Below are 25,893 nucleotides of genomic sequence, written 5' to 3' on the forward strand. Positions count from 1 at the left end.
AGGCCGTCGGCGATGTAGCGTTGGGTAGAGATGGCATGTACGCTGCGTGTCGCTGGTTGAGCGGAACGAGGGCCCGGCCGCTGCTCCGTGGGGGGAGTCGCGCCCGGGCCCGATGGCCGGCCGGGGCCCGGTCGCACTCGTGGGGGAGTCGCGGCCGGGCCCGTCGCCGGTGGGACGCCGGAAGGGCGGGTCAGACGTACCGGCGCTCGCCGGTGCCGTCGAGGGGGGACCACCACTGGTCGTAGTTGGTGGCGCCGTCGCCGAAGAAGCCGGCGTGGCCCTCGACGATCAGGCCGTCCTCCCAGCGGAAGACCTGGACGCCGCGGGCGTCGAGGACGTCGTAGGGCGAGGTGCTGCCCTCCGGGGCCCCGGGGCGGACGGCGTGGACCTGGACGACGTCCATGTTCTCGTTGCCGCTGATCATCGAAGTGACCAGCTCCACCTCGAAGTTGCCGCCGGCGGCCGCGGTGAGGGCGCGGCGGAAGGAGAGGAGGGCGTCCAGGCCGACGTGCCAGCCGGCCTGGAGGTGGCGGCCGGGGACGGAGAAGCGGACGTCCTCCGACCAGTACTGGGCGGCCTCGGCGCGGTCGCAGGAGATCAGCGCGAGGTAGGCCTTCTCGACCAGCTCGGGGGTCACGTCGGTCATGGGGTCGGCTCCTGTTCGTCGGTCAGCGGGCGGGTGAGCCAGCTGTGTACGGCACGGGCGGTGGGGGCGGCCTGCTCCTCGAGGAGCGAGAAGTGGTCGCCGGGGGTCTCCCGCACGGTGGCGGCGCCGGCCCAGGACGTCGCCGGGGGCGTGGTGCCGGGCAGGGCGTCGGTGGCGCGCAGGAAGAGGGCGGGGGCGGCGACGTCGCCGGGGATCCAGTTCTCGAACACCCGGAAGTAGGCGCCCATGGCGGTGAGGGAGTGCGGGTCGGCGGTCGCGTCGGCCTCCCCGCGGCGGGCGAACAGGCCGTCGGTGAAGGCGGTCGCGAGGGCGTCGTCGGTGTCGCCCTGCAGATAGGTGTCGAGCAGGACGAGGGCCCGCGGCCCATGGCCGGACGCTTCGAGCCGGGCCGCCACCGCGTGGGCGACCCAGCCGCCGGAGGAGTAGCCGAGCAGCGCGACCGGGGCGCCGTCGGCGTACCGCAGGACGGCCTCGGCCTGGGCGGCGACGACCGCGTCGAGGTCCGCCGGCAGCGGTTCGCCGGGCAGGAATCCGGGCTGCGGCAGCGCCACCACCTCGCGCAGGCCGCGCAGGGCCCCGGCGAACCGGGCGAACTGGTGCGGCCCCGAGTGGGCGACGACGGCGGGCAGGCAGACCAGCACGGGCTCGGCCGGGCCGGCCGCCAGCCGGACGGGCCGGGGCGGGGCGGGCAACTCGGCGGGGGTGCGGAAGGCGGGCAGGAAGCGGGAGGCCGTGCGCAGGAGGCCGATCCCCTCCAGGGTGTGGCCGGCGCCGCGGGCCTGGTGGAAGAGGGCCGCGAGGGCGGCGGTCGCGTCGGTGGCGTCGGTGGCAGCCGGGGCGGGGGCGTCGGCGGGGGCGTCGGCGGTACGGGTGGCCAGTCGGCTGCGCAGGTGCTCGACCAGGGCCGGGAGGGTGGGGTGGTCGAAGGCCACGGTGGCGGCCAGGTGCAGCCCGGTGGCCGCGTCGAGGCGGTTGCGCAGTTCGACGGCGGTGAGCGAGTCGAGGCCGAGTTCGGGCAGCGTGCTGTGCTCGTCGACGACCTCGGGGGACGGGAAGCCCAGGACGGTCGCGACCTCGGTGCGCACCACGGCCGGCAGGTCCGCCGCCGTCGCCGGGGCCGGGACGCCGCGGGGCTGCCGCGGGCGTCCGGGGCCGGTGTCGGGGCGGCGGTGCGCGGGGTCGGTGCGCAGCGGGACGAGGAGCGGGTCCGCGCTCGCGCCGGTGAGGGCGGTGTCGAACAGGGCGAGGCCCTGGGCGGGGGTGAAGGCCTCGACGCCACCCCGGCTGAGGCGCTCCAGCTCCCCGGCGCCCGCCATGCCGCCGCCGTCCTGGTCCCAGGGGCCCCAGGCGAGGGAGTGGGCGGGCAGCCCGAGGTGGCGCCGGTGGTGGGCGAGGGCGTCCAGGAAGGTGTTGGCGGCGGCGTAGTTGGCCTGTCCGGGGGCGCCGAGCACGCCGGCGGCGGAGGAGAACAGGACGAAGGCGGCGAGGTCGTCGCGCAGCGTCAGGTCGTGCAGGTGCCAGGCCGACCGGGCCTTGGCGTGCAGGGTGCGGACGAGCCGGTCCGGGGTGAGGGAGGCGACCACGCCGTCGTCCAGGACGCCCGCGCAGTGGACGACCGCGGTGAGCGGGTGCCCGGCCGGGACGGTGGCGAGTGCGCGCGCCAGGTCGGCGCGGTCGCCGGCGTCGCAGCCGGTGGCGGTGACGGTGGCGCCGGTCCGCTCCAGCTCCGCGGTGAGGGCGGTCAGCCGGGCGTCGTCCGCGCGGCGGCCGAGGAGCAGCAGGTGCCGTACGCCGTGGGCGGAGGCCAGGTGCCGGGCGACCAGTCCGCCGAGGGCGCCGGCCGCGCCGGTGATCAGCACGGTGCCGTCGGGGGCGAACCCCGGGGTGCCGGTGTCGGCGGGACCGTCGACGGCGGCGGGCGGGTCGAGGGGCGTGAGCCGGGGGGCGCGTGGTGCGCCGTCCCGGATCGCCACCTGGGCGGCCTCGGCCGCGACGGCCGTCGGCAGCGCCTGCCAGGACGCCTCGGTGCCGTCCACGTCCACCAGGGCGAAGCGGCCCGGGTGTTCGGAGGCGGCCGAGCGCAGCAGTCCCCAGAGCGGGGCGTGGGTGAGGTCGGGGACGTCCTCGGCGGGTGAGGCGGCGACGGCGCGTCGGGTGAGCACGACCAGCCGGGAGTTCTTCCACCGGGAGCCGGACAGCCAGGCCCGGACCAGGTCCAGCGCCCGGGAGACCGGGGCCGGGTCGTCAGGCCGGTGCGCGTCGAGGAACGGGACCAGCACGACGCCCTCGGCGTCGTCGGGCACGGAGTCCAGGGCGTGGGCGCGCCGGTAGGCCCCGGGCGGGGTGGCGCCCGAGCCGAGGACCGTCCAGGTGTCCGGCGCCGGGGCGCCGGGGACGGCGGTGAGCGGCTCCCAGACGAGGCGCCGCAGGGCGCTGTCGGGGACGGCGCGGGGGACGGAGACCGGACGGAGGGTCAGGGCCTCGACCGAGGCGACCGGGGCGCCGGTCGGGTCGCTCAGTTCCACGGCCACCGTGTCGCCGTCCGGGGTCAGCCGGACCCGCAGCGCCCGTGCGCCGGTGCGGTGCAGCCGGACGCCGCGCCAGGAGAAGGGCAGGACGGCCGGTGCGGCCGCGCCGTCCCGGGGCAGGCCGAGGGCGTGCAGGGCCGCGTCGTGCAGGGCCGGGTGGAGGGCGTACGGGCCGGAGCCGTCGTCGGGCAGCGCGACCTCGGCGTAGAGCTCCTCGCCGCGGCGCCAGGCGGTGCGCAGGCCCTGGAAGCTCGGACCGTACGACAGGCCGGCCTCGGCGGGGCGCCGGTACAGGTCGGCGAGGTCGGCGGGGTCGACGGGCTCCGCCCCGGCGGGCGGCCAGGGCGCGTCCCGGTCGGCCGGGGCCGGCGGGCCGGCGGGGGCCAGGGTGCCGGTGGCGTGCCGGGTCCACCGGTCCTCGGCGGCCCCGTCGCCGGCGTTGTCGGCGTTGTCGGCGTCGTCGGCGGTGCGGGCGAAGAGGCCGAAGGCGCGTCGGCCGGTCTCGTCCGGCGGCCGGACGGACAGCCGCAGCGGCACCGCGGCGCGGTCCGGCACCGGAAGCGGCGCCTGGACCACCAGCTCCTCGACGGCGGGGCAGCCGAGTTCGCCGCCCGCGTGCAGGGCCAGCTCGACGAAGGCGGCGCCGGGCAGGACCGCCGTGCCGCCGATCCGGTGCTCGGCCAGCCACGGCAGGTCGTGGGCGTCCAGCGTGCCGGTGAACACCGTGCCGTCGAGGCCGGGTGCGGCGATGGCGGCGGAGAGCAGCGGGTGGTGCCGGTCGTCGCCCTGCGCCGGGCCGGCCGGCAGCCAGTACCGGAGGCGCTGGAAGGCGTACGTCGGCAGCGGCACCGGGCGGGCGCCCGAACCGGCGTGGACGGCCGCCCAGTCGACGGCGACGCCCCGCACGTGCAGTTCGGCGACGGCCGTGGTGAGCGCCCGCGGCTCCGGCGTGCCGGGGCGCAGCAGCGGGACGGAGGCGCGCTCCCGGTCGGTCAGGCAGTCCCGGACCAGGGCGGTGAGCGTGGCGCCGGGGCCGAGCTCGACGAAGGTGGTCACACCGTCGGTCTCCAGGCGGTGGACGGCGTCCCGGAACCGGACCGGCTGCCGGAGTTGGCGCACCCAGTACTCGGGCGAGCACAGCTCGGCGGCGGTGGCGCTCCGGCCGGTCACGGTGGAGACGACGGGCAGCGCGGGCTCCCGGAAGGTGAGGCCCTCGGCGACCCGCCGGAACTCGTCGAGCATGCCGTCCATCCGCGGGGAGTGGAACGCGTGGCTCACCCGCAGCCGCCGGGTGCGGCGGCCGGCGGCGGCCAGCCGGGCGAGCAGTTCCTCCAAGGCGTCGGCGTCGCCGGACAGCACCACCGAGGACGGGCCGTTGACGGCGGCGAGGGCGATCCGGTCGGTGAGCAGCGGCAGGACCTCCTCCTCCGGGGCGTCGACCGCGGCCATGGCCCCGCCGTCCGGCAGTGCCTGCATCAGCCGGCCGCGGGCGGCGACCAGGGCGGCAGCGTCGGGCAGGTCGAGGACGCCCGCCGCGTGGGCGGCCGCGAGTTCGCCGACGGAGTGGCCGGCCAGCACGTCCGGCCGTACGCCCCAGGCGGCGAGGCGGCGCAGCAGGGCCACCTGGACGGCGAACAGGGCGGGCTGGGTGTACTGCGTCCGGTCCAGGAGGTCGGCGGCCGCACTGCCGGGCTCGGCGGCGAGGACCTCGCGCAGCGGCCGGTCGAGCAGCGGGCCGAAGACCGCGCAGACCTCGTCCAGGATGCCGGCGAACTCGGCGTCGGCGGCGGCGAGTTCACGGCCCATGGCGGGGCGCTGGCTGCCCTGGCCGCTGAACAGGAAGGCCACCCGGCCGCCGTCGGCGCGCCCGGTCGGGGTGCCGGTCGCGGCGCCGTCGTCGGCGAGCCGCGCCAGGGCCGCCAGGCGGGTGTCCCGGTCGGCGCCGAGGACGGCCGCGCGGTGCGGCAGGGCGGCCCGGGTGGTGGCCAGGCTGAGGGCGAGGTCGGCGTCGGGGGTGTCGGGGCGCGTACGGAGGTGCTCCAGCAGGCGCCCGGCCTGGCCGCGCAGGGCCTGTGGGGTGCGGCCGGACAGCAGCCACGGCGCGGACACGGGGGTGACGGCCGGCGCGGCGTCCGGGGCGGCGTTCCGGGCGGCGTCCTGGGCGTCGTCCGGGGCCTGCTCCAGCACGGCGTGGGCGTTGGTGCCGCTGATGCCGAAGGAGGAGACCCCGGCCCGGCGGGGCTCTCCGGTGGCGGGCCAGGCGGTCGGCTCGGTCAGCAGCCGCATCCCGCCGGCGGACCAGTCGACGTGCGGGGTGGGTTCGTCGACGTGCAGGGTGCGGGGCAGGACGCCGTGCCGCATCGCCTGGACCATCTTGATCACGCCGCCGACCCCGGCCGCGGCCTGGGTGTGGCCGAGGTTGGACTTGAGCGAGCCGAGCCACAGCGGCCGCTCCTCGGTGTGCTCGCGGCCGTAGGTGTCGAGCAGCGCCTGGGCCTCGATCGGGTCGCCCAGGACGGTGCCGGTGCCGTGCGCCTCGACCGCGTCGACCTGGCCCGCCGTCAGTCCGGCGACGGCGAGGGCCCGGCGGATCACCCGCTGCTGGGCGGGGCCGCTGGGGGCGGTGAGGCCGTTGCTGGCGCCGTCCTGGTTGACGGCGGTGCCGCGCACCACGGCGAGCACGGGGTGGCCGTTGCGGCGGGCGTCGGTGAGCCGCTCGACCAGCAGCACGGCGACGCCCTCGGCCCAGCCGGTGCCGTCGGCGCCGGCGGCGAAGGACTTGCACCGCCCGTCCGGGGCGAGCCCGCGCTGGCGGCTGAACTCGACGAACGGGCCGGGAGTCGCCATCACGGTGGCGCCGCCGGCCAGCGCGAGCGAGCACTCGCCGGCCCGCAGCGCCTGGGCGGCCAGGTGCAGGGCGACCAGGGAGGAGGAGCAGGCGGTGTCCACGGTCACCGCGGGTCCTTCGAGGCCCAGCGTGTAGGCGACCCGGCCGGAGGCGACGCTGCCGGCCGTCCCGGCGCCGAGGTAGCCCTCGACGTCCTCGGGGGTGCGCCGCGCCCAGGAGCCGTAGTCGTGGTACATCACGCCGGTGAAGACCCCGGTGTCGCTGCCGCGCATCGCCAGCGGGTCCAGGCCGGCGCGCTCGAACACCTCCCAGGAGACCTCCAGCAGCAGCCGCTGCTGCGGGTCCATGGCGAGGGCCTCGCGCGGGCTGATGCCGAAGAACCCGGCGTCGAACCCGGCGGCGTCGGCCAGGAAGCCGCCGCGGCGGGTGTAGAAGGAGCCGCGGCGGCCGGGCTCGGGGTGGTAGAGCCCGTCGATGTCCCAGCCGCGGTCGCGGGGCATGTCACCGGTGGCGTCCCGGCCGGCCAGGACGAGTTCCCACAGCTCCTCGGGGGAGGCCACCCCGCCGGGGTAGCGGCAGGCCATGCCGACGATCGCGATCGGCTCGTCGTCGTGCCGGGCGGCGTTCGCGGCGGGCTCGGGGGCGGCCCGGTCGGCGGCGCCGAGGAGCAGGTCCCGCAGCCGTACGGCGAGGGCGCCGGGGGTGGGGTGGTCGAACACGGTGGTGGCCGGCAGCCGGAGGTCGGTGGCGGCGCCCAGGCGGTTGCGCAGGTCGACGGCGGCGAGCGAGTCGAAGCCGAGCTCGGAGAACGCGCGGTCGCCGGGGACGTCCTGCGGGTTCCGGTAGCCGAGGACGGCGGCGGTCTCGGCGCGGACCAGCTCGGTCAGTTCGCGCAGCCGCTCGGCCGCGGGCAGGGCGGCGAGCCGCTGGGCGAGGCCGGTGCGGACGGGGCGCGCCGCGGCGGCCGCCCGGCGCCGGGGCCGGGCCAGGGCGCGCAGCAGGGCGGGCGCCGTGTCGGCGTCGAGGCCTTGCGGGTCCAGGTGGAGCGGTGCGGCCAGCGGCTCGGTGCCGGCGAGGGCGGCGTCGAACAGGGCCAGGCCCTCGGCGGTGGGGATGGGCCGCATGCCGAGGGCGGCGAGCCGGCGCCGGGAGGCGTCGTCGACGCCCGTGGCCATGCCGGAGTCGCCCTCCCACAGGCCCCAGGCGAGGGACAGGGCGGGCAGCCCGGTGGCGGCCCGGTGCTGGGCGAGGGCGTCCAGGAAGCCGTTGGCGGCGGCGTAGTTGGCCTGTCCGGGGGCGCCGAGGAGGCCGGCGGCGGAGGAGAACAGGACGAAGGCGGTGAGGTCGTGGTGCCGGGTGAGGTCGTGGAGGTGCCAGGCGCCGTCGGCCTTGGGGCGGAGGGTGTGGTGGAGGTGTTCGGGGGTGAGGGTGGTGAGGGTGGCGTCGTCGAGGACGCCGGCGGCGTGGATGACGGCGGTGAGGGGGTGGTCGGTGGGGATGGTGTGGAGGAGGGTGGTGAGGGCTTCGCGGTCGGCGGTGTCGCAGGCGGTGATGGTGACGTGGGCGCCGGTGGCGCGCAGGTCGTCGGCGAGTTGTTCGGCGCCGGGGGCGGTGGGGCCGCTGCGGCTGGTGAGCAGGAGGTGGCGGACGCCGTGGGTGGTGACCAGGTGGCGGGCGAGCAGGGCGCCGAGTGAGCCGGTGCCGCCGGTGATCAGGACGGTGCCCTGCGGATCCAGCCCGGTGGCGGGTCGGTCGGCGGCGGGGGCGGGGACCAGCCGGGGGATCAGCAGGCGGCCCCGGCGCAGGGCGACGCTCGGCTCCTCCGGACCGAGCGCCCGGGGGAGCTCCGCGGGCCAGTCGTCCGGTGCGTCGGTGTCCACGAGGACGATCCGGCCTGGGTGCTCCGACTGGGCGGAGCGCAGCAGGCCCCGGTCGGCGGCGCGCGGCAGGTCGCGGACGTCCTCGTCGGGACCGACGGCCACGGCGCCGCTGGTGACGACGGCGAGGCGGGTGGCGGCGAACCGGTCGTCGGCGAGCCAGGCCTGGACGAGGCCGAGGGTCCGCGCGGTGGACTCGGCGGCCGCGCGGTCGGGGCGCGGCGCGGTCGGGGCGTCGAGGAGCGGGAGCACCAGGGTGTCGGGCGGCGCCGCGGCGGAGCCGAGGGCGTCGGTGAGCAGTCCGGTGCGGCCCGGCGCCGCGAGGGCGTGCGGTGCCCGCGGATCGGTCCAGATCAGGTGGAGCAGCGGCTCGCGGGCGGTGCTGCCGGTGGTGGCGAGCCGGCCGGCGGGCCGCAGCAGCAGCGATTCCACGGTGAGGACGGGGCGGCCGGAGGTGTCGGTGGCCTCCAGGGCGACCGCACCCGGCCCGGCGGGGGCGAGCCGGACCCGCAGGGCGGTGGCGCCGACGCCGTGCAGGGCGACGCCGTGCCAGTCGAAGGGCAGGCTCGCGCTCTCGGGGGCGCCGGGGAGCGCGCCGAGGCCCAGGGCGTGCAGCGCGGCGTCCAGGAGGGCGGGGTGCAGCCCGAACGCGCCGGCCGCGCCGTCCTGTTCGGGGTCCAGGGCGACCTCGGCGAACAGCTCCCCCTCGCCCCGCCAGGCGGACCGCAGCCCCTGGAAGGCCGGTCCGTAGTGCAGGCCCTCGGCGGCGAGGCGCTCGTACAGGCCGTCCGGGTCGAGGGCTTCGGCGCCGGCCGGGGGCCAGGCGGTGAGCGGGGGGCGGGTGGACGGGGAACCGGCCGACAGCGACCCGGAGGCGTGCCTGGTCCAGGGCCGCCCGGGCGGGGCGTCCTCCTCGCGGGCGTACACCTCGACCGCGCGGTGGCCGGCGCCGTCGGGCGCGCCGAGGCGGATCTGCAGGGTCACCGCGCCCCGCGCCGGGACGACCAGCGGTGCGGTGAGGGTGAGTTCGTCGAGGTGGTCGCAGTCCGCCTGTTCGCCGGCCCGCAGGGCGAGTTCGACGAAGGCGGTGCCGGGCAGCAGCACGGCGTCACCGACGCGGTGGTCGGCCAGCCACGGCTGGGCCCGCAGGTCCAGCCGTCCGGTGAACAGGAACTCCTCGGAGTCGGCGACGACGATGCTGGCGCCGAGCAGCGGGTGGTCGGGGAAGCCGAGCCCGGCCGGGGTGACGTCGAGCCGGCTCCCGGCCGGGGCCTCCAGCCAGTGCCGCTGCCGCTGGAAGGCGTAGGTCGGCAGCTCGACCCGGCGGCCGCCGCTGCTCCCGTGGTAGGCCGCCCGGTCGATGGCGGTGCCGCGCGCGTGCAGGCGGCCGAGGGCGGTGGCGGCCTCGGCGGCCTGGTCGCGGTCCGCGCGCTGGGCGGCGACGGCGGCGGAGCCGGCCTCGGTGAAGCAGGCCTCGGCCATGGGCGTGAGGGCGGCCTCCGGGCCGAGTTCCAGGAAGGTACGGGTGCCCTGGGCCTCCAGGTGCCGGACGGCGTCGGCGAACCGGACGGCCTGGCGCGCGTTGCGCACCCAGTACTCGGCGGTCCGCAGTTCGTCCCCGGCGGGTTCGCCCGTGACGGTGGAGACGAAGCCGATCCGGGGCGGCCGCAGCTCCAGGCCTGCGGCGATCTGCCGGAACTCGGCCAGCATCGGGTCCACCCGGGCCGAGTGGGAGGCGTAACTGACGTTCAGTCGGCGGGTCTTGCGGCCGAGGGCGGCGAAGTGCGCGGCGAGCGCCAGGACGGGCTGTTCGTCGCCGGAGAGGACCACCGCGTCCGGGCTGTTGATCGCGGCGATCTCGGCGCCGGCGGTCAGCAGCGGGCGGACCTCCGCCTCGGCGGCGGCGACCGCGACCATCGCCCCGCCCGGGGCCAGCGCCTGGGTGAGCCGGCCGCGGGCGGCGACCAGGGCGGCCGCGTCCGGCAGGTCGAGGACGCCCGCGACGTGGGCGGCCGCGAGTTCGCCGCCCGAGTGGCCGAGGACGTGGTCGGGTCGTACGCCCCAGGAGGCGAACAGCCGGAACAGCGCCACCTCGACGGCGAACAGCGCGGGTTGGGCGTACGCCTGGCCGGTGAGCGGCGGGGTGCCGCCGGTCGAAGAGCCGCCGGTCGAAGAGCCGAAGACGGCGGGGCGCAGGGGGGACGGCAGGTGCCGGTCCAGCTCGGCGCAGACGGCGTCGAAGGCGTCCGCGAAGGCCGGGAAGGCGGCGTACAACTCCCGCCCCATGCCGGGGCGTTGGCTCCCACCGCCGGTGAACATGACGGCCAGGCCGCCGGTGCCGGCGCGTTCGTGCAGCACACCGGCGGTGGGACGCCCGGCGGCGAAGGCGTCCAGCTCGGGCAGCAGGGATTCCCGATCGCGGCCGACCAGGACGGCGCGGTGCTCCAGCGCGGTGCGGGTGGTGAGCAGGGCGTGGCCGACGTCGGCCGGGTCCGGCGCGGGACCGCGGCGCAGGTGGGCGGCGAGTCGGCCGGCCTGGGCGCGCAGCGCGGGTTCGGTGGCGGCGCTCAGCGTCCACAGCGCGGCGGGCGCGGCGCTCGCCCCGGCGGCGGTGCCGTCGGGGGCGGGGCGACCGTCCGCGGGGAGGTCGGCTGCGGGCGCGGGCGGTTCCTCGATGACGGCGTGCGCGTTGGTGCCGCTGAACCCGAAGGAGGAGACCCCGGCGCGGCGCGGGGTCTCCCGGCGGGGCCACGGCTGCGGCTCGGTGAGCAGTTCCACGGCGCCCGCGGACCAGTCGACGTGCGGGGTGGGTTCGTCGACGTGCAGGGTGCGGGGGAGTTCGCCGTGGTGCAGGGCGAGGACCATCTTCATGATCCCGCCGACGCCGGCCGCGGCCTGGGTGTGGCCGAGGTTGGACTTGAGCGAGCCGAGCCGCAGCGGGCGGTCGGCGGGGCGGCCCTGGCCGTAGACGGCGAGCAGGGCCTGAGCCTCGATCGGGTCGCCGAGCCGGGTGCCGGTGCCGTGCGCCTCGACCGCGTCGACGTCGGAGGGGGCGAGGCCGGCGTCGGCGAGCGCCTGGCGGATCACGCGCTGCTGGGACGGGCCGTTGGGGGCGGTGAGGCCGTTGCTGGCGCCGTCCTGGTTGACGGCGGTGCCACGCACCACGGCGAGCACGGGGTGCCCGTTGCGGCGGGCGTCCGACAGCTTCTCCAGCAGGAGCATGCCGACGCCCTCGGCCCAGCCGGTGCCGTCGGCCGCGGCGGCGAAGGACTTGCAGCGGCCGTCCGAGGACAGGCCCTCCTGGCGGCTGAAGTCGACGAACGGCAGGGGCGAGGCCATCACGGTGGCGCCGCCGGCCAGCGCGAGCGTGCACTCGCCGCCGCGCAGGGCCTGGGCGGCCAGGTGGAGGGCGACCAGGGAGGAGGAGCAGGCGGTGTCGATGGTGACGGCCGGGCCCTCCAGGCCGAAGGTGTACGCGATCCGGCCGGAGGCGATGCTGCCCGAGGTGCCGGTGCCGAGGTAGCCCATGACGTCCTCGGGCAGCTCGCGGAGCCGGGCCGCGTAGTCGTGGTACATGATCCCGGCGTAGACGCCGGTGCGGCTGCCGCGCAGGGTGGCCGGGTCGATGCCCGCGTGCTCGAAGGCCTCCCAGGAGGTCTCCAGCAACAGCCGCTGCTGCGGGTCCATCGCGGTCGCCTCGCGCGGGCTGATGCCGAACGGGGCGGGGTCGAAGTCGGCGACGTCATAGAGGAATCCGCCCGCGTGCGCGGTGCTGGTGCCGGCCGCGTCGTCCGGTCCGCGCAGGGCGTCGAGGTCCCAGTCGCGGTCGGTCGGGAAGGCGGAGACGACGTCCCGGCCCCCGGCGACGAGCTGCCAGAGCTCCTCGGGCGTGCGGACGCCGCCCGGGTAGCGGCAGGCCATGCCGACGATCGCGATCGGCTCGTGGGCCGCCTCCTCGTTCTCGCGCAGCCGCCTGCGGGTCTGCCGCAGCTCGGCGGTGAGCCGCTTGAGCGAGTCCAGGACCTTCTCGTCGGTGCCCGTCATCAGGCGTCCCCCAGTTCGTCGTCGATGATGGCGAGCAGTTCGTCGATGCCGGCGGCGTCGAGGTCGTCCCCGTCGCCGTCGGGGTCCCCGCCGGGTCCGGTGGTGGCCCGGTCGGCGGTGGCCTGCTCCAGGGCGGTGAGCAGGGCCTTGAGCCGCAGCCGGACCTGCTCGGCGTTCTCCGGGTCCCCGGCGAGGTCCGGGACGGACTCGCGCAGCCGGTCGAGGTCCGCGAGGGCGGCGTCGGCGGGGCTCGGTGCGGCGGGGACGAGGACGTCCCTGAGGTGCGCGGCGAGCCCGGCGGGCGTCGGGTGGTCGAAGACCGCGGTGGCGGGCAGGCGCACGCCGGTGGCGGCGTCGAGCCGGCCGCGGATCTCCACGGCGGCGAGCGAGTCCAGCCCGGATTCGGTGAACGGCCGGTCCGGGGCGACGGCGCGGGGCGAGCTGTGGCCGAGCACCGTCGCGGTCTGGGTGAGCACGAGGTCGAGCAGCAGGCTCTCGCGCTCGGCGTCGTCCAGCGGGAGCAGTCGCTCGGCGAGCGAGGCGGCGTCCTGCCGGGCGGGGGCGCCGGAGGGGGCGGTACGGGCGCGGGCGGGGCGCACCAGGCCGCGCAGGACCGGCGGGAAGGCCGGGTCACCGCCGCGGGTCTGGAGCAGCGGCAGGTCGAACCGGGCCGGGACGAGCAGGGGTTCGGGCCGGCCGAGGGCGGCGTCGAACAGCGCCAGGCCGGTGGCGGAGGCGATCGCCCCGAACCCGGAGCGGACGATGCGGCCGCGTTCGGCCTCGGTCAGGCCGCCCGCCATGCCGTCGTCGGTCTGGTCCCACAGGCCCCAGGCGAGGGACACGGCGGGCAGCCCGGCGGCGGCCCGGTGCTGGGCGAGGCCGTCCAGGAAGCCGTTGGCGGCGGCGTAGGCGCCCTGGCCGGCGGAGCCGAGGACCCCCGACGCGGAGGAGAACAGGACGAAGGCGGTGAGGTCGTGGTGCCGGGTGAGTTCGTGGAGGTGCCAGGCGCCGTCGGCCTTGGGGCGGAGGGTGTGGTGGAGGTGTTCGGGGGTGAGGGTGGTGAGGGTGGCGTCGTCGAGGACGCCGGCGGCGTGGATGACGGCGGTCAGGGGGTGGTCGGTGGGGATGGTGTGGAGGAGGGTGGTGAGGGTTTCGCGGTCGGCGGTGTCGCAGGCGGTGATGGTGACGTGGGCGCCGGTGGCGCGCAGGTCGTCGGCGAGTTGTTCGGTGCCGGGGGCGGTGGGGCCGCTGCGGCTGGTGAGCAGGAGGTGGCGGACGCCGTGGGTGGTGACCAGGTGGCGGGCGAGCAGGGCGCCGAGTGAGCCGGTGCCGCCGGTGATCAGGACGGTGCCCTGCGGATCCAGCCCGGCGGGCTCGCTGTGGGCGTCCGTCCTGGCGAGCCGGGGGAGCAGCAAGGCGCCGTCCCGCAGGGCCAGTTGGGGCTCGCCGCCGGCGAGGGCGGCGGGCAGGGCGTGCCAGGAGGCGTCCTCGTCGTCGAGGTCCGCCAGCACGATCCGGCCCGGGTACTCCGCCTGGGCGGCGCGGGCCAGACCCCAGACGGCGGACTGCGCCGGATCGACGGGCCGCGGCGGTGCGGCCGGCGCCCCGGCCGGGGCGCAGTCGGCGGCGTTGCGGGTGAGCAGGGCCAGCCGGCCCCGGGCGGAACCGCCGTCGGCCAGCCAGGAGCGGACCACGGCGAGCGCCCGCTCCACCGCCGCCAGCGTGGCGGCCGGGCCGGCGGCCGCGTCGACCGTGACCGGGACGAGGGCGACCTCGGCGTCCCCGCCGGCGGGGAGCGCGGCGAGCGGCGCCGGCGCGGGGCCGTCGCCGAGCCAGCGGAGCGCGACCGGCTCCGCCGCGACGGAAGCGCCCGGCACCCAGTCGATCCGGTACAGCGCCCCCGCCGCCTCGGCCTGCCGGGCGTCGAGGTCCCGCGCCTCCGCCCGCCGGGCGGCCAGCCGTTCGACGTCCACCACCGGCTCGCCCCGGTCGTCGGCGATCGCCATGGTGACGGCCCCAGGACCGGCCGGCGCGATCCGCACCCGCAGCCGGCTGGAGCCCGTGGAGTGCACCCGCACGCCCGACCAGGAGAACGGCACCGCCGCCCCCGAGGCGGAGCCCAGGCCGTCCATCGCGGCCGGGTGCTGGGCGGCGTCCCACAGCGCGGGGTGCAGGGCGAAGGACTGCGGGTCGGCGCCGTCCGGCAGCGCCGCCTCGGCGAACAGGGTGTCGCCGTCGCGCCAGGCGGCGCGGACGCCCCGGAACAGCGGGCCGTACGCCACCCCCTGGGCGGCGAAGGCCTCGTAGAGGCCGTCCACGGGGACGGGCTCGGCTCCGGCGGGCGGCCAGGCGCGCAGGTCGTGGCCCGCCGGGGCCGGCTCGTCGTCGGCCAGGACGCCACTCGCGTGCAGGGTCCACGGCGCCGCGCCGGTGGTGTCCCGCGGGCGTGCGTAGAGCCGCAGGGCGCGGCTTCCGGCGCTGTCGGAGGGGTCGGACTCCTCGACCAGCAGCTGGAGTTCGGCCTCCTCCTCCGGCCCGAGGACGAGCGGCGCGTGCAGGGTCAGCTCCCGTACCCGGGTGCGGCCCGCGGCCTCGGCGGCCTGCGCGGCCAGCTCGACGTACAGGGTGCCGGGCACGACGGTGGCGTCGAACAGCCGGTGCTCGGCGAGCCAGGGCGCGGTCTCGGGGGAGAGCCGGCCGGTGCCCACCAGGCGGTCGCTGTCGCCCAGCGGCACCAGGGCGTCGAGCACCGGGTGCCCGCCGCCGCCCGGACCGCGCCGGGAGGTGAAGCCGCGCTGCGGCCAGTAGCGGCTGCGCTGGAAGGCGTAGGTGGGCAGCTCCACCGCGCGCGCCCCGCGCCCGGCGAACACCGCCCGCCAGTCCACCGGGACGCCCTGGACGTGCAGTTCGGCGGCGGCGAGCAGCAGCGCGGCCTCCGGCGGCCGGTTGCGGCGCTGCGCCGCGACGACGACGCCCTGCCCGGCCAGGCTGTCGGCGGCCATCGAGCTGAGCGCGCCCTGCGGCCCCACCTCGACGAACAGTTCGGCGCCCGCCCCGGCCAGGCCGCGCACGGCGTCGTGGAAGAGCACCGCGTCCCGCACGTGGCGGACCCAGTGCTCGGCGGCGGCCGGTTCCTCGGCGGTCACCGGCCGCCCGGTGAGGGCGGAGACCAGCGCGACGCGCGGGGCGTGGTACGTCAGCTTCCGCGCGACCCGCTCGAACTCGGCGAGCATCGGGTCCATCATCGGGGAGTGGAAGGCGTGGCTGACCCGCAGCCAGGACACCCGGCGCCCGCGTCCGCGCAGCTCGTCGACCACCTCGGCGACCGCCGTGCGCTCGCCGGACAGGACGCTCGCCCGGGGGCCGTTGACCGCCGCGACCGCGACCACGCCCGCCCGGCCGGCGAGCAGGTCGGCGAGCTCGGCCGGCGCCGCCTCGACCGCGGCCATCGCGCCGCCGTCCGGCAGCGCCTGCATCAACCGGCCCCGCGCGGCGACCAGTTCGGCCGCGTCGGCGAGCGAGAGGACGCCCGCCACGTGCGCGGCCGCGAGCTCCCCGACCGAGTGCCCGGCCAGCAGGTCCGGGACGACGCCCCAGGACTCCAGCAGCCGGAACAGCGCCACCTCGAAGGCGAACAGCGCGGGCTGGGCGTACTCCGTCCGGTCGATCAGCTCCTCGGCCCGCGCGTTCCCCGGCTCGGCCAGGACGAGCTCGCGCAGCGGGCGCTCGGCCCGGGCCTCCAGGTGCGGTTCGAGGGCGGCGCACGCGGCGTCGAAGGCGTCGGCGAAGACCGGGTACCCGCGGTGCAGTTCGCGCCCCATGCCGGCGGCCTGGCTGCCCTGCCCGGAGAACAGGAACGCCGTCCGGCGCCCCTCCCCGGCCTGCCCGAGCACCACCCCGGCGGCGTCCCGGCCCTCGTGCAGCGCGGTGAGCGCGGCCAGCGCCCGCGGACCGTCCTCGGCCAGGACGACGGCGCGGTGCCGCAGGGCGGCGCGGGTGGTGGCGAGCGACCAGGCCACGTCCAGCGGGCGGGCGTCCGGGCGGGCCGCCAGGTGCTCGGCCAGCCGCAGCGCCTGGCCGCGCAGCGCCTCGGGGCTCCGGGCGGACAGCGTCCAGGGCACCACCCGGTCGTCCGGGGCGGCGGGCGGGGTCTGCGGCTCGACGGCCGGCGGCTCCTCGATGACGACGTGCGCGTTGGTGCCGCTGATCCCGAAGGACGACACCCCGCCGCGCCGGGGGCGGCCGGTGCGCGGCCACGCCCGGGCCTCGTCGAGCAGCCGCACCGCCCCGCTCGACCAGTCGACGTGCGGGGTCGGCTCGGTCAGGTGCAGGGTCTTCGGCAGCCGCTCGTGGCGCAGCGCCTCGACCAGCTTGATGATGCCCGCGAGGCCCGAAGCGGCCTGGGTGTGGCCGAGGTTGGACTTCAGCGAGCCCAGCAGCAGCGGCCGGTCGGCGGCCCGCCGCGCGCCGTAGGTGGCGAGCAGCGCCTGGGCCTCGATCGGGTCGCCGAGCTTGGTGCCGGTGCCGTGCGCCTCCACCGCGTCCACGTCGTCGGGGGTCAGCCCGGCGTCGGCGAGGGCACGGCGGATCACCCGCTCCTGGGCCGGGCCGTTGGGCGCGGTCAGGCCGTTGCTGGCGCCGTCGGAGTTGATGGCGGAGCCGCGCACCACCGCGAGCACCCGGTGGCCCTTGCGCCGGGCGTCGGACAGCCGCTCCACCACCAGGACGGCCACGCCCTCGCTCCAGCTGGTGCCGTCCGCGTCGGCGGAGAAGGAGCGGCAGCGGCCGCTCGGGGAGAGCACCCGCTGCCGGTTGAACTCGGTGAACAGCAGCGGACTGGTCATCAGGGTGACGCCGCCCACCAGCGCCAGGTCGCAGTCGCCGCGCCGCAGGGCCTGGCCGGCCCAGTGCAGTGCCACCAGGGAGGAGGAGCAGGCGGTGTCGACGGTGACCGCCGGTCCGCCGAACCCGAAGGCGTACGCCAGCCGGCCGGACAGCACGCTGGCGGTGTTGCCCGTCCCGATGTACCCCTCCAGGTCGTCCTTGCCGGTGGCCAGCACCCGGGGGTAGTCCTGGCCGTTGGTGCCGACGAAGACGCCGACCGGCCCTTCGGCGGCCGTCGCCACCGGGTCGATGCCGCCGCGTTCGAACGCCTCCCAGGAGGTCTCCAGCAGCAGGCGCTGCTGCGGGTCCATGGCGAGGGCCTCGCGCGGGGAGATCCCGAAGAAGGCCGCGTCGAAGTCGGCGACGGTGTCGATGAAGCCGCCCTGGCGGGCGTAGGTGGTGCCGGGCCGGTCGGGGTCGGGGTGGTAGAGGCCGGCGAAGTCCCAGCCGCGGTCGGTGGGGAAGTCGCCGATGACGTCCGCGCCGGTGTCCAGGACCTCCCAGAGCTGTTCCGGGGAGCGGACGTCGCCGGGGAAGCGGCAGGCCATCGCGACGATCGCGAGCGGTTCGGCGGGGTCGTCGGCGGGCCTCGGCGGGGTGTCGGCGTCCTCGTCGTCCCGTGCGCCGGTGAGCGCGAGGACGTGGTCGACGACGGCCCGGGGGGTGGGGTGGTCGAACACCAGGGTCGCGGTGAGCCGCAGGCCGGTCGCCGCGCCGAGCCGGTTGCGCAGCTGGACGGCGGTGAGCGAGTCGAGCCCGAGCTCCTGGAAGCGCTGGTCGGTGCCGATCGACCGGGCGTCGGCGTGGCCGAGCACGGCGGCGATCTCGGTGCGGACGAGGTCGAGCAGGAACTCCCGGCGGGCGGCGGGCTCCAGGGCCCCGAGCGCGGTCCCGGGGGCCGGGGCGGGGACGGGACGGTCGGGCCGCGAGGAGGACCGCAGCGTGAGCACCGCCTGGCCCGCGTGCCGCGCCCGGCCCAGGTGCTCGAACGCTTCGGCGGCCCGCTCGACGTCCCAGTCGGGGACGGCCGGCGGGGGCAGCGTGCCGTCCGCGAACAGGGCGGCCAGCTCGCCGAGGACGGCCCGCAGGCGGTCCGGACCGGCGTCCGCGAGGTCGGCGACCAGGTACCGCACGCCCGGGTGGTCGGCGGCGACCCGCCCGGCGTCGCGCCGGTCGGTGCGTCCGGTCTCCACGAAGCGGCCGCCGTGCGGCAGCAGCCGCAGCGAGGCGTCGGTGGACTCCCCGGCGAGGCAGTTCAGCACGACGTCGGCGCCGCGTCCGCCGGTGGCGGCGAGCAGCTCCGGCGCGAAGCCGGGATCGGCCGAGGAGGCGAGGTGCTCCCGGGGCAGGCCCAGCGCCAACAGTGCCTCCCGGTGCTCGGGAAGGTCGGTGGCGAGGACGTTCGCCCCCAGGTGGCGGGCCAGGTGGACGGCGGCCAGTCCGGCGCCGCCGCTCGCGGCGTGCACCAGGACGGTCTCGCCGGGCCGGAGCCCGGCGAGACCGATCAGGGCGTGGTGCGCGGTCAGGTGGGCGAGCGGCGCGGCGGCGCCCTGCTCGAAGGTCCAGCCGGCCGGGAGGGCGCAGGACAGCCGGTGGTCGGTGACCGCGACCGGGCCGGCCGCTCCGTCCGGGAACAGGCCCATCACCCGGTCGCCCGGGGCCAGCCCGCCGACCTCGGCGCCGACCTCCAGGACCACGCCCGCCGCCTCCAGCCCCAGCCCGCCGCCGGTGTCGCCGTGCAGGGCCAGGCCGAGGCCGACCAGGACGTCCCCGAAGTGCAGGCCGACGGCGCGGACGGCGACCCTGACCTCGCCAGGTCCGAGCGGGCGGTCCGCCTCGGCGGACGGCACCGGGGCGAGGGTGGCGAGGTCGCCGGGCTCGGTGACGGCGAGCCGCCAGGCCGCCCCGGGCCCGCCGGGCGCCCGGGTACCGGACGACTCGTCGGCCGGGGTGGGTCCGTCGGCCGGGGTGGGCTCGTCGGCGGCCAGCCAGTAGCGGCTGCGCCGGAAGGCGTAGGTGGGCAGGCCGACGCGCCGGGCCGGGCCGAAGTAGCGGTCGGCGTCCAGCCGGGCGCCGCCCGCCACCGCCTCGGCGACCGCGTCGGCGAACCGGTCCTCGGTCCCGTGGCCGCGGTGCAGCGAGCCGACGACGACGGCCTCGGTGCCGGCCTCCTCGACGGTCTCCTGAAGGGCCTGGGTGAGCACGGGGTGCGGACCGCACTCGATGAACAGGTCGAAGCCGTCCGCCAGCATGGCGCGGGTGGCCCGCTCGAACTCCACCGGCTGCCGCAGGCTTCGGTACCAGAACCCGGCGTCCTGAGCGCCCGGTTCGAGCAGCCCGCCGGTGGCCGGCGAGTACATCGGAAGCCGCGGCTGATGTGCCGTCACCGTCCCGAGCAGGGTGGTCAGTTCGTCCCGGACCGACTCCACCTGCGGGGTGTGTGAGGCGTAGTCCAGCGGGATCCGCCGGGCCCAGACGCCCTCCGCCTCGCAGCGCGCCCGCAGCTCCTCCACCGCCCGGTTCGGGCCCGCGACCACCACCGAGCGCGGGCCGTTGACCGCCGCGACGGTCAACTCGCCCTGCCATTCGGCCAGTTGCTCGCGGATCCGGGCGGGCGTGGCGGACACCGCGAGCATCCCGCCGTCGAGCCGGCCGAGCGACACCAGGGCCCGGGCGCGCAGCGCCACCACCCGGGCCGCGTCCGGCAGCGACAGCGCGCCGCTGACGGCGGCGGCAGCGATCTCGCCCTGGGAGTGGCCCAGCACCCCGGACACCTCGACGCCGCAGGACTCCCAGAGCGCGGCCAGCGACACCGTCACCGCCCAGAGCGCGGGTTGGGCGACGTCGGTGCGCTCAGGCCGCGGCGCGCCCGGTGCGCCGCGCAGGACGTCGGTCAGCGACCAGTCCACGTGCGGGCGAAGCGCCTCGGCGCACTCCGCCAGGCGGCGGGCGAACGCGGGGGATGAGTCGAGCAGTTCGGCGGCCATGCCGGCCCACTGGCTGCCGGCGCCGGGGAAGACCAGGGCGGCCCGGCCGGAGCCGGCGAGTGACCGGGCGACCCTGGCGGTGGTCGTGCCCGGGGCCGTGCCGGTCGCCAACGCGTCCAGTCCGGCGAGGAGTTCGGCGCGGTCCCGGCCGGTCACGGCGGCCCGGTGGGGGAAGGCCGTCCGGGTGCGCAGCAGCGACCAGCCGACGCCGGCGGGGTCCAGCTCCGGTTCGGCGCGCAGGTGGGCGGCCAGCCGCTCGGCCTGGGCGGGCAGGGCCTCGGCGCTGCGGGCGGACAGCAGCCACAGCGGCGGAAGGCCGGAGGGTTCGGCGGCGGGTACGGGCGGCTGCTCGGGAGCGGCCTCCTCGGCGGGGGCGTCCGGGGCCTGTTCGAGCAGGACGTGCGCGTTGGTGCCGCTGATGCCGAAGGCGGAGACGCCCGCCCGGCGCGGCTCACCGGAGTCGGGCCAGGGGCGGGCCTCGGTGAGCAGTTCGAGCGGGCCGTCCGACCAGTCCACGTGCGGCGACGGCCGGTCGGCGTGCAGGGTGCGCGGCAGGACGCCGTGGCGCATCGCCATCACCGTCTTGATCACCCCGGCGACGCCCGCCGCGGCCTGGGTGTGGCCCAGGTTGGACTTGAGCGAGCCCAGCCAGAGCGGCCGGTCGGCGGCCCGGCCCTCCCGGAACACCGCCTGCAGCGCCTGGGCCTCGATCGGGTCGCCGAGGGTGGTGCCGGTGCCGTGCGCCTCGACGGCGTCGATCTGGGCGGGCAGCAGCCGGGCGTTGTCCAGCGCCTGGCGGATGACGCGCTGCTGGGCGGGCCCGTTGGGCGCGGTCAGCGCGCCGCTGGCGCCGTCCTGGTTGACGGCGCTGCCGCGGACCAGGGCGAGCACGGGGTGGCCGTTGGCACGGGCGACGGACAGCCGTTCGAGCAGCAGCAGCGCGGCGCCCTCCGACCAGCCGGTGCCGTCCGCGTCCGCGCCGAAGGCCTTGCAGCGGCCGTCCGGTGCCAGGCCGCGCTGGCGGCTGAAGCCGACGAAGGTGGCCGGCGTCGCCATCAGCGACACCCCGCCGGCCAGGGCGAGGTCGCAGTCGCCCTGGCGCAGCGCCTGGGTGGCCAGGTGCAGGGCGACCAGGGAGGAGGAGCAGGCGGTGTCGACGGTGACGGCCGGGCCCTCCAAGCCGAAGGTGTACGCGACCCGGCCGGAGGCGACGCTGCCCGCGCTGCCGGTGCCGAGGTACCCCTCGGTGTCCTCGTCCGGCCGGCGGACGCGGCTGCCGTAGTCGTTGTACATCACCCCGGCGAAGACGCCGGTCCGGCTGCCGCTCAGCCGCTCGGCGGGCAGCCCGGCCCGCTCGAAGGCCTCCCAGGCGACCTCCAGCAGCAGGCGCTGCTGGGGGTCCATGGCCAGGGCCTCGCGCGGGCTGATCCCGAAGAAGGCGGGGTCGAAGTCGGCGTAGCCGTCGACGAATCCGCCGTGCCGGGTGGTGGAGGTGCCGGCGTGGTCCGGATCCGGGTGGTAGAGCGCGTCGAGGTCCCAGCCCCGGTCGGTGGGGAAGCCGGAGACGGCGTCGGTGCCGTCGGCCACCAGTCGCCACAGCTCCTCGGGCGAGTGGACGCCGCCCGGCAGTCTGCAGCTCATCGCCACGACGGCGATCGGCTCGTGGGCCGCCTCCTCGATCTCGTCCAGGCGCCGGCGGGTCTGCTGCAGGTCGCCGGCCATCCATCGGAGGTAGTCGACGAGCTTCTCGTCCTTCTCGTCGTCGGCCATCGGAACCTCACTCGTCGTCATGTCGCGGGGAACGGGTCGGGCGTGCCGGCCCGGGGGTGGTCGTGGGTGGTGGTCAGGGCCTTCTGAGGTTCTCGTCGATGAAGGCGAGCAGTTCGTCCCGGCCGAGACCGGCGAGGGCGGGGTCGGCGAGGGCGGGGCCGGCCGCCGGGTGGTCGGGTGCCTCTTCGGCTGCGGGGGCGGCGGGTGGGGCGGCGGGTGCGGGCCCCGTGGCGGCGGTGGCCGCGGTCCCGGCCGGGCCGTCGTCGAGCCGCTCCAGCAGGTGGGCGGCCAGGCGCGCGGGGGTGGGATGGTCGAAGACCAGCGTGGTCGGCAGCTGGAGGCCGCACGACTCGCCGATCCGGTTGCGCAGTTCCACCGCCGTGAGGGAGTCGAAGCCCAGGTCGAGCAGCCGGTCGTGGGCCGCCACGGCGGCGTGCGAGGGCCGGCCGAGGACCTTGGCCACCTCGCGGCGCACCAGGTCGACCAGCAGGTGCTCGCGCTGCCCCGCCGCGGTGTCCCGCAGCCGCTCCCGCCACGCGGGGGCGGGAGCCGGGCGGGCGGCGGCGGCGCGGCGGTGGAGCGGGCGGGCGCCGCCGGTGGCCAGTTCCTTCAGGACCGGCGAGAGCACGCCCTGGTCGGCGCGGGCCCGCAGCACGGCGGGGTCGAGCCGGACCGGTGCGAGCGCCGCCGCCTCCAGGCCGAGTGCGGCGTCGAACAGGGCCAGTGCCTCCGGCGGTTCCAGGGCGGCGATGCCGGCCCGGGCCAGCCGGGCCCGGTCGGCCTCGTCGAAGGCGCCGGCCATGCCCGCCCCGCCGCCCCACCAGCCCCAGCCGAGCGCGGTGGCGGGCAGTCCGAGGGCGCGGCGGTGCGCGGCGAGGCCGTCCAGGAAGGCGTTGGCGGCCGCGTAGTTGCCCTGCCCGGCGGAGCCGAGCATGCCGGCGACGGAGGAGTACAGCACGAACGCGGCGGGCTTCAGCTCCGTGGTCAGTTCGTGCAGGTGCCAGGCCGCGTCGGCCTTGGGGCGCAGCACCCGGTCGAGGCTTCCGGGCGTGAGCGACTCGAGCACACCGTCGTCGAGCGCCCCGGCGCAGTGCACCACGGCGGCGAGCGGCCGGTCGGTGGGCAGGGTGTCGAGGAGCCGCGCGAGGGCGGTGCGGTCGGACACGTCGCAGGCGGCGATCCGCACCCGGGCGCCCAGTTCGCCGAGTTCGGCGGCCAGCCGGTCGGCGCCGGGCGTGTCCGGGCCGCGTCGGCCGACCAGCAGCAGGGAGCGGACGCCGTGCCCGGTGACCAGGTGCCGGGCGAGCAGCGCGCCCAGGCCGCCGGTGCCGCCGGTGACCAGCACGGTGCCCTCGGGCCCGAACACCGGTGCGGCGGGCGGGCCGGACGGGCCGGGCGCCGCGGTGAGCCGGGGCACCAGGGCGGCGCCGGCCCGCACGGCGAACTGGGGCTCACCGGAGCCGACGGCCGCGGGCAGGGCCGCGTCGGCGCCGAGGCGGGTGTCGACCAGCACGACCCGGCCGGGGTGCTCGCTCTGGACGGACCGCACCAGGCCCCACACCGCGGCCGCGGCCGGATCGACCACCGGGTCCTCGGGCGTGGCGGCCACCGCGTCGCGGGTCGCCAGGACCAGCCGGGTGGCGTCCAGGCGCTGGTCGGACGTCCAGCAGCGGAGCAGCGCGGTGGTGTGGTTGACCGCCGTCCGGGTGCGCTCAGGAACGCTGCCGCCGGTACCGGCGGCGGCCCGGACGGACACCGCGTCCGGCGCCGGGGTGCCGTGCTCGACGGCGGCGAACAGCGCGTCGACGTCGGCGTACCGGACGGTCCTGGTGCCGGGCGGTCCGGCCGGGGCGTCCGGGCCGATCGCGGCCCAGCTCTCCTCGGCGGGCGCCGGGTCGGCGGGCGCGGGGCGCCAGCGCAGCTCGTACAGCGGGCGGTCGGCGGTGCCGGGGCCGGCGGGGCGCAGCAGCAGCGAGCCGACGGTCGCGACGGGCGCCCCGGTGGCGTCCGCGACGTCGAGCGCCAGGGTGTCGCCGTCGACGGTGGTCCGCACCCGCAGCCGGTCCGCGCCGGTGGCGTGCAGCGCCACCTCGGACCAGGTGAACGGCAGCCGCGGTACGGCGGCGGGCGCGTCCGCGTCCGCGTCCGGACCGAGCAGCACGGCGGCGTGCAGGGCGGCGTCGAGCAGGGCGGGGTGCAGCCCGTACCGGCCGGCCCCGGCGGCGGCCTGCTCGGGCAGCGCCACCTCGGCGAGGACCCGGCCGTCGTGGATCCAGGCCGCGCCCAGGCCCCGGAAGGCCGGGCCGTACCCCACCCCGGTGGCCGCCGTCCGCTCGTACAGGCCGTCGACCTCGACGGGGACGGCGCCGGGCGGCGGCCACTCGGCCAGCTCCGCTCCGGGGGGTGTCCCCTCGGCGAGGACACCGGTGGCGTGCAGCGTCCAGAGCGCGCCCGGGGCGGCCCGGTCGGGGCGGGCGTACACCGACAGCGGGCGGCGCCCGTCGGCGGTGGGCTCGGCGACCCGGATGCGCAGTCGGACGCCGTCCTGCTCCCGCTCGGGCAGCACCAGCGGGCTGCGCAGGGTGAGTTCGGCCAGTCGGTCGCAGCCCAGGCGGGCGCCCGCCTCCAGCGCGAGTTCCACGAAGGCGGCGCCGGGCAGCAGGACCTCGCCGCGCACGGCGTGGTCGGCCAGCCAGGGGTGGGTGGCGAGCGAGAGCCGTCCGGTGCACACCAGCTCGTCGCTGTCGGGCAGTTCGACGAACGCGCCGAGCAGCGGGTGGCCGGAGGCGTCGAGGCCGGCGCTCGCCGGGCCGGGGCCGTCCGGGTCCGGGTCGGGCGAGGCGGGCAGCCAGTAGTGCTCCGGCTGGAAGGCGTAGGTCGGCAGGTCGACCCGCCGCGCGCCGGAGCCGGCGAAGTACGCCGCCCAGTCGACGGCCGTGCCGCGCACGTGCAGCCGGCCCAACGCGTCGGCCAGCGCGTCCGGTTCGGGCCGGTCGCGGCGCAGTGCGGCGACCGCCCGGCCGGCCTCCTCGCCGGCGGCGAGGGGGGCGAGCGAGCCGTCCGGGCCGACGTCCAGCAGGGTGGTCACGCCGTCCTCGGCCAGCTGCCGTACCGCGTCGTGGAACCGGACGGGCCGGCGGACCTGCTCCGCCCAGTAGTCCGGCGAGCCGAGCTCCTCCGCCGTCGCCGGGCGTCCGGTCACCGTGGAGACGACCGGGATCCGAAACTGATGGTACGTCAGCGAGGCTGCGAACGCGCGGAGTTCCTCCAGCATCGGGTCCATGGCGGGGGAGTGGAAGGCATGGCTGACCCGCAGCCTCGTGGTCCGCCGGCCGCGCCCGGCCAGCTGCTCGGCGATCGCCAGCACCGCGTCCGTCCGGCCGGAGAGGACCACGGCGGACGGCCCGTTGACGGCGGCGAGGGCCGCGCCCTCGGTCAGCAGCGGCGACACCTCGGCCTCGGCGGCGGCCACCGCCACCATCGCCCCGCCCGGCGGAAGGGCCTGCATCAGCCGCGCCCGGGCGGTCACCAGCACGGCCGCGTCGGCCAGGTCCAGAACCCCGGCGACGTGCACGGCGGCGAGTTCCCCCACGGAGTGGCCGGCCAGCACGTCCGGCCGTACGCCCCAGGACTCCAGCAGCCGGAACAGCGCCACCTCGACCGCGAACAGGGCGGGTTGGGTGTACTCGGTGCGGTCCAGCAGCCCGGCCGCCTCGGAGTCCGGTGCGGCGTCGAGCACCTCCCGCAGCGGGCGCGGCAGGTGCCGGTCCAGCTCGGCGCAGACCTCGTCGAAGGCCGCGGCGAACACCGGGTAACGCGTGTGGAGGCCGCGGCCCATGCCGAGCCGCTGGCTGCCCTGGCCGGCGAACAGGAAGGCCAGCCGCCCGCCGGTGCGCCGCCCGGGCGGCGCCGGGTCGGCGATCAGCTCGTCCAGCCGCTCCAGGAAGTCCGCGCGGGTCGTGGACACCAGCGCGGCCCGGTGCTCGAAGGCCGTCCGTCCGGTGGCCAGCGAGTAGCCGAGGTCGAGCGGGCGCAGGTCCGGGCGTTCGTCGAGGCGTTCGCGCAGCCGGACGGCCTGGGCGCGCAGCCCGTCGGCGCTGCGGGCGGACAGCAGCCACGGGACGGCCGAGTCGTCGGTGCGGCGCGGCGGCGTGGCGGCCCGGGCCGCCACGCGCTCCACCGGGGCCTGTTCCAGGATGACGTGGGCGTTGGTGCCGCTGATGCCGAAGGAGGAGACGCCGGCTCGGCGGGGGCGGCCGGTGGCGGGCCAGGGGGTGTTCTCGGTGAG

General features: G+C 78.0%; 4 protein-coding genes. All 4 read right to left on the bottom strand.

Annotation, left to right across the window (positions count from 1 at the left end):
* Positions 1 to 190: 190 nt before the first annotated feature.
* Entirely contained in the window at positions 191 to 646 is a 456-nt protein-coding gene (locus tag ACWDBB_RS20000) for a nuclear transport factor 2 family protein (protein WP_392882948.1), read from the bottom strand.
* Positions 643 to 11,964 (bottom strand): SDR family NAD(P)-dependent oxidoreductase, encoded by an 11,322-nt coding sequence (locus ACWDBB_RS20005; protein WP_449790871.1) that lies wholly within the window; start codon positions 11,962 to 11,964, stop codon positions 643 to 645. The genes ACWDBB_RS20000 and ACWDBB_RS20005 overlap by 4 nt, the downstream gene beginning before the upstream one ends.
* Positions 11,964 to 21,605, bottom strand: coding sequence for an SDR family NAD(P)-dependent oxidoreductase (locus tag ACWDBB_RS20010; protein ID WP_449790872.1), 9,642 nt, complete (start codon positions 21,603 to 21,605; stop codon positions 11,964 to 11,966). Before ACWDBB_RS20010 ends, ACWDBB_RS20005 begins: the two co-directional genes overlap by 1 nt.
* A 73-nt stretch (positions 21,606 to 21,678) precedes the next feature.
* Positions 21,679 to 25,893: SDR family NAD(P)-dependent oxidoreductase (locus ACWDBB_RS20015; protein WP_449790873.1), on the bottom strand; the 4,215-nt coding region annotated here is incomplete at its 5' end.

The organism is Kitasatospora sp. NPDC001095 (genome assembly GCF_053598615.1).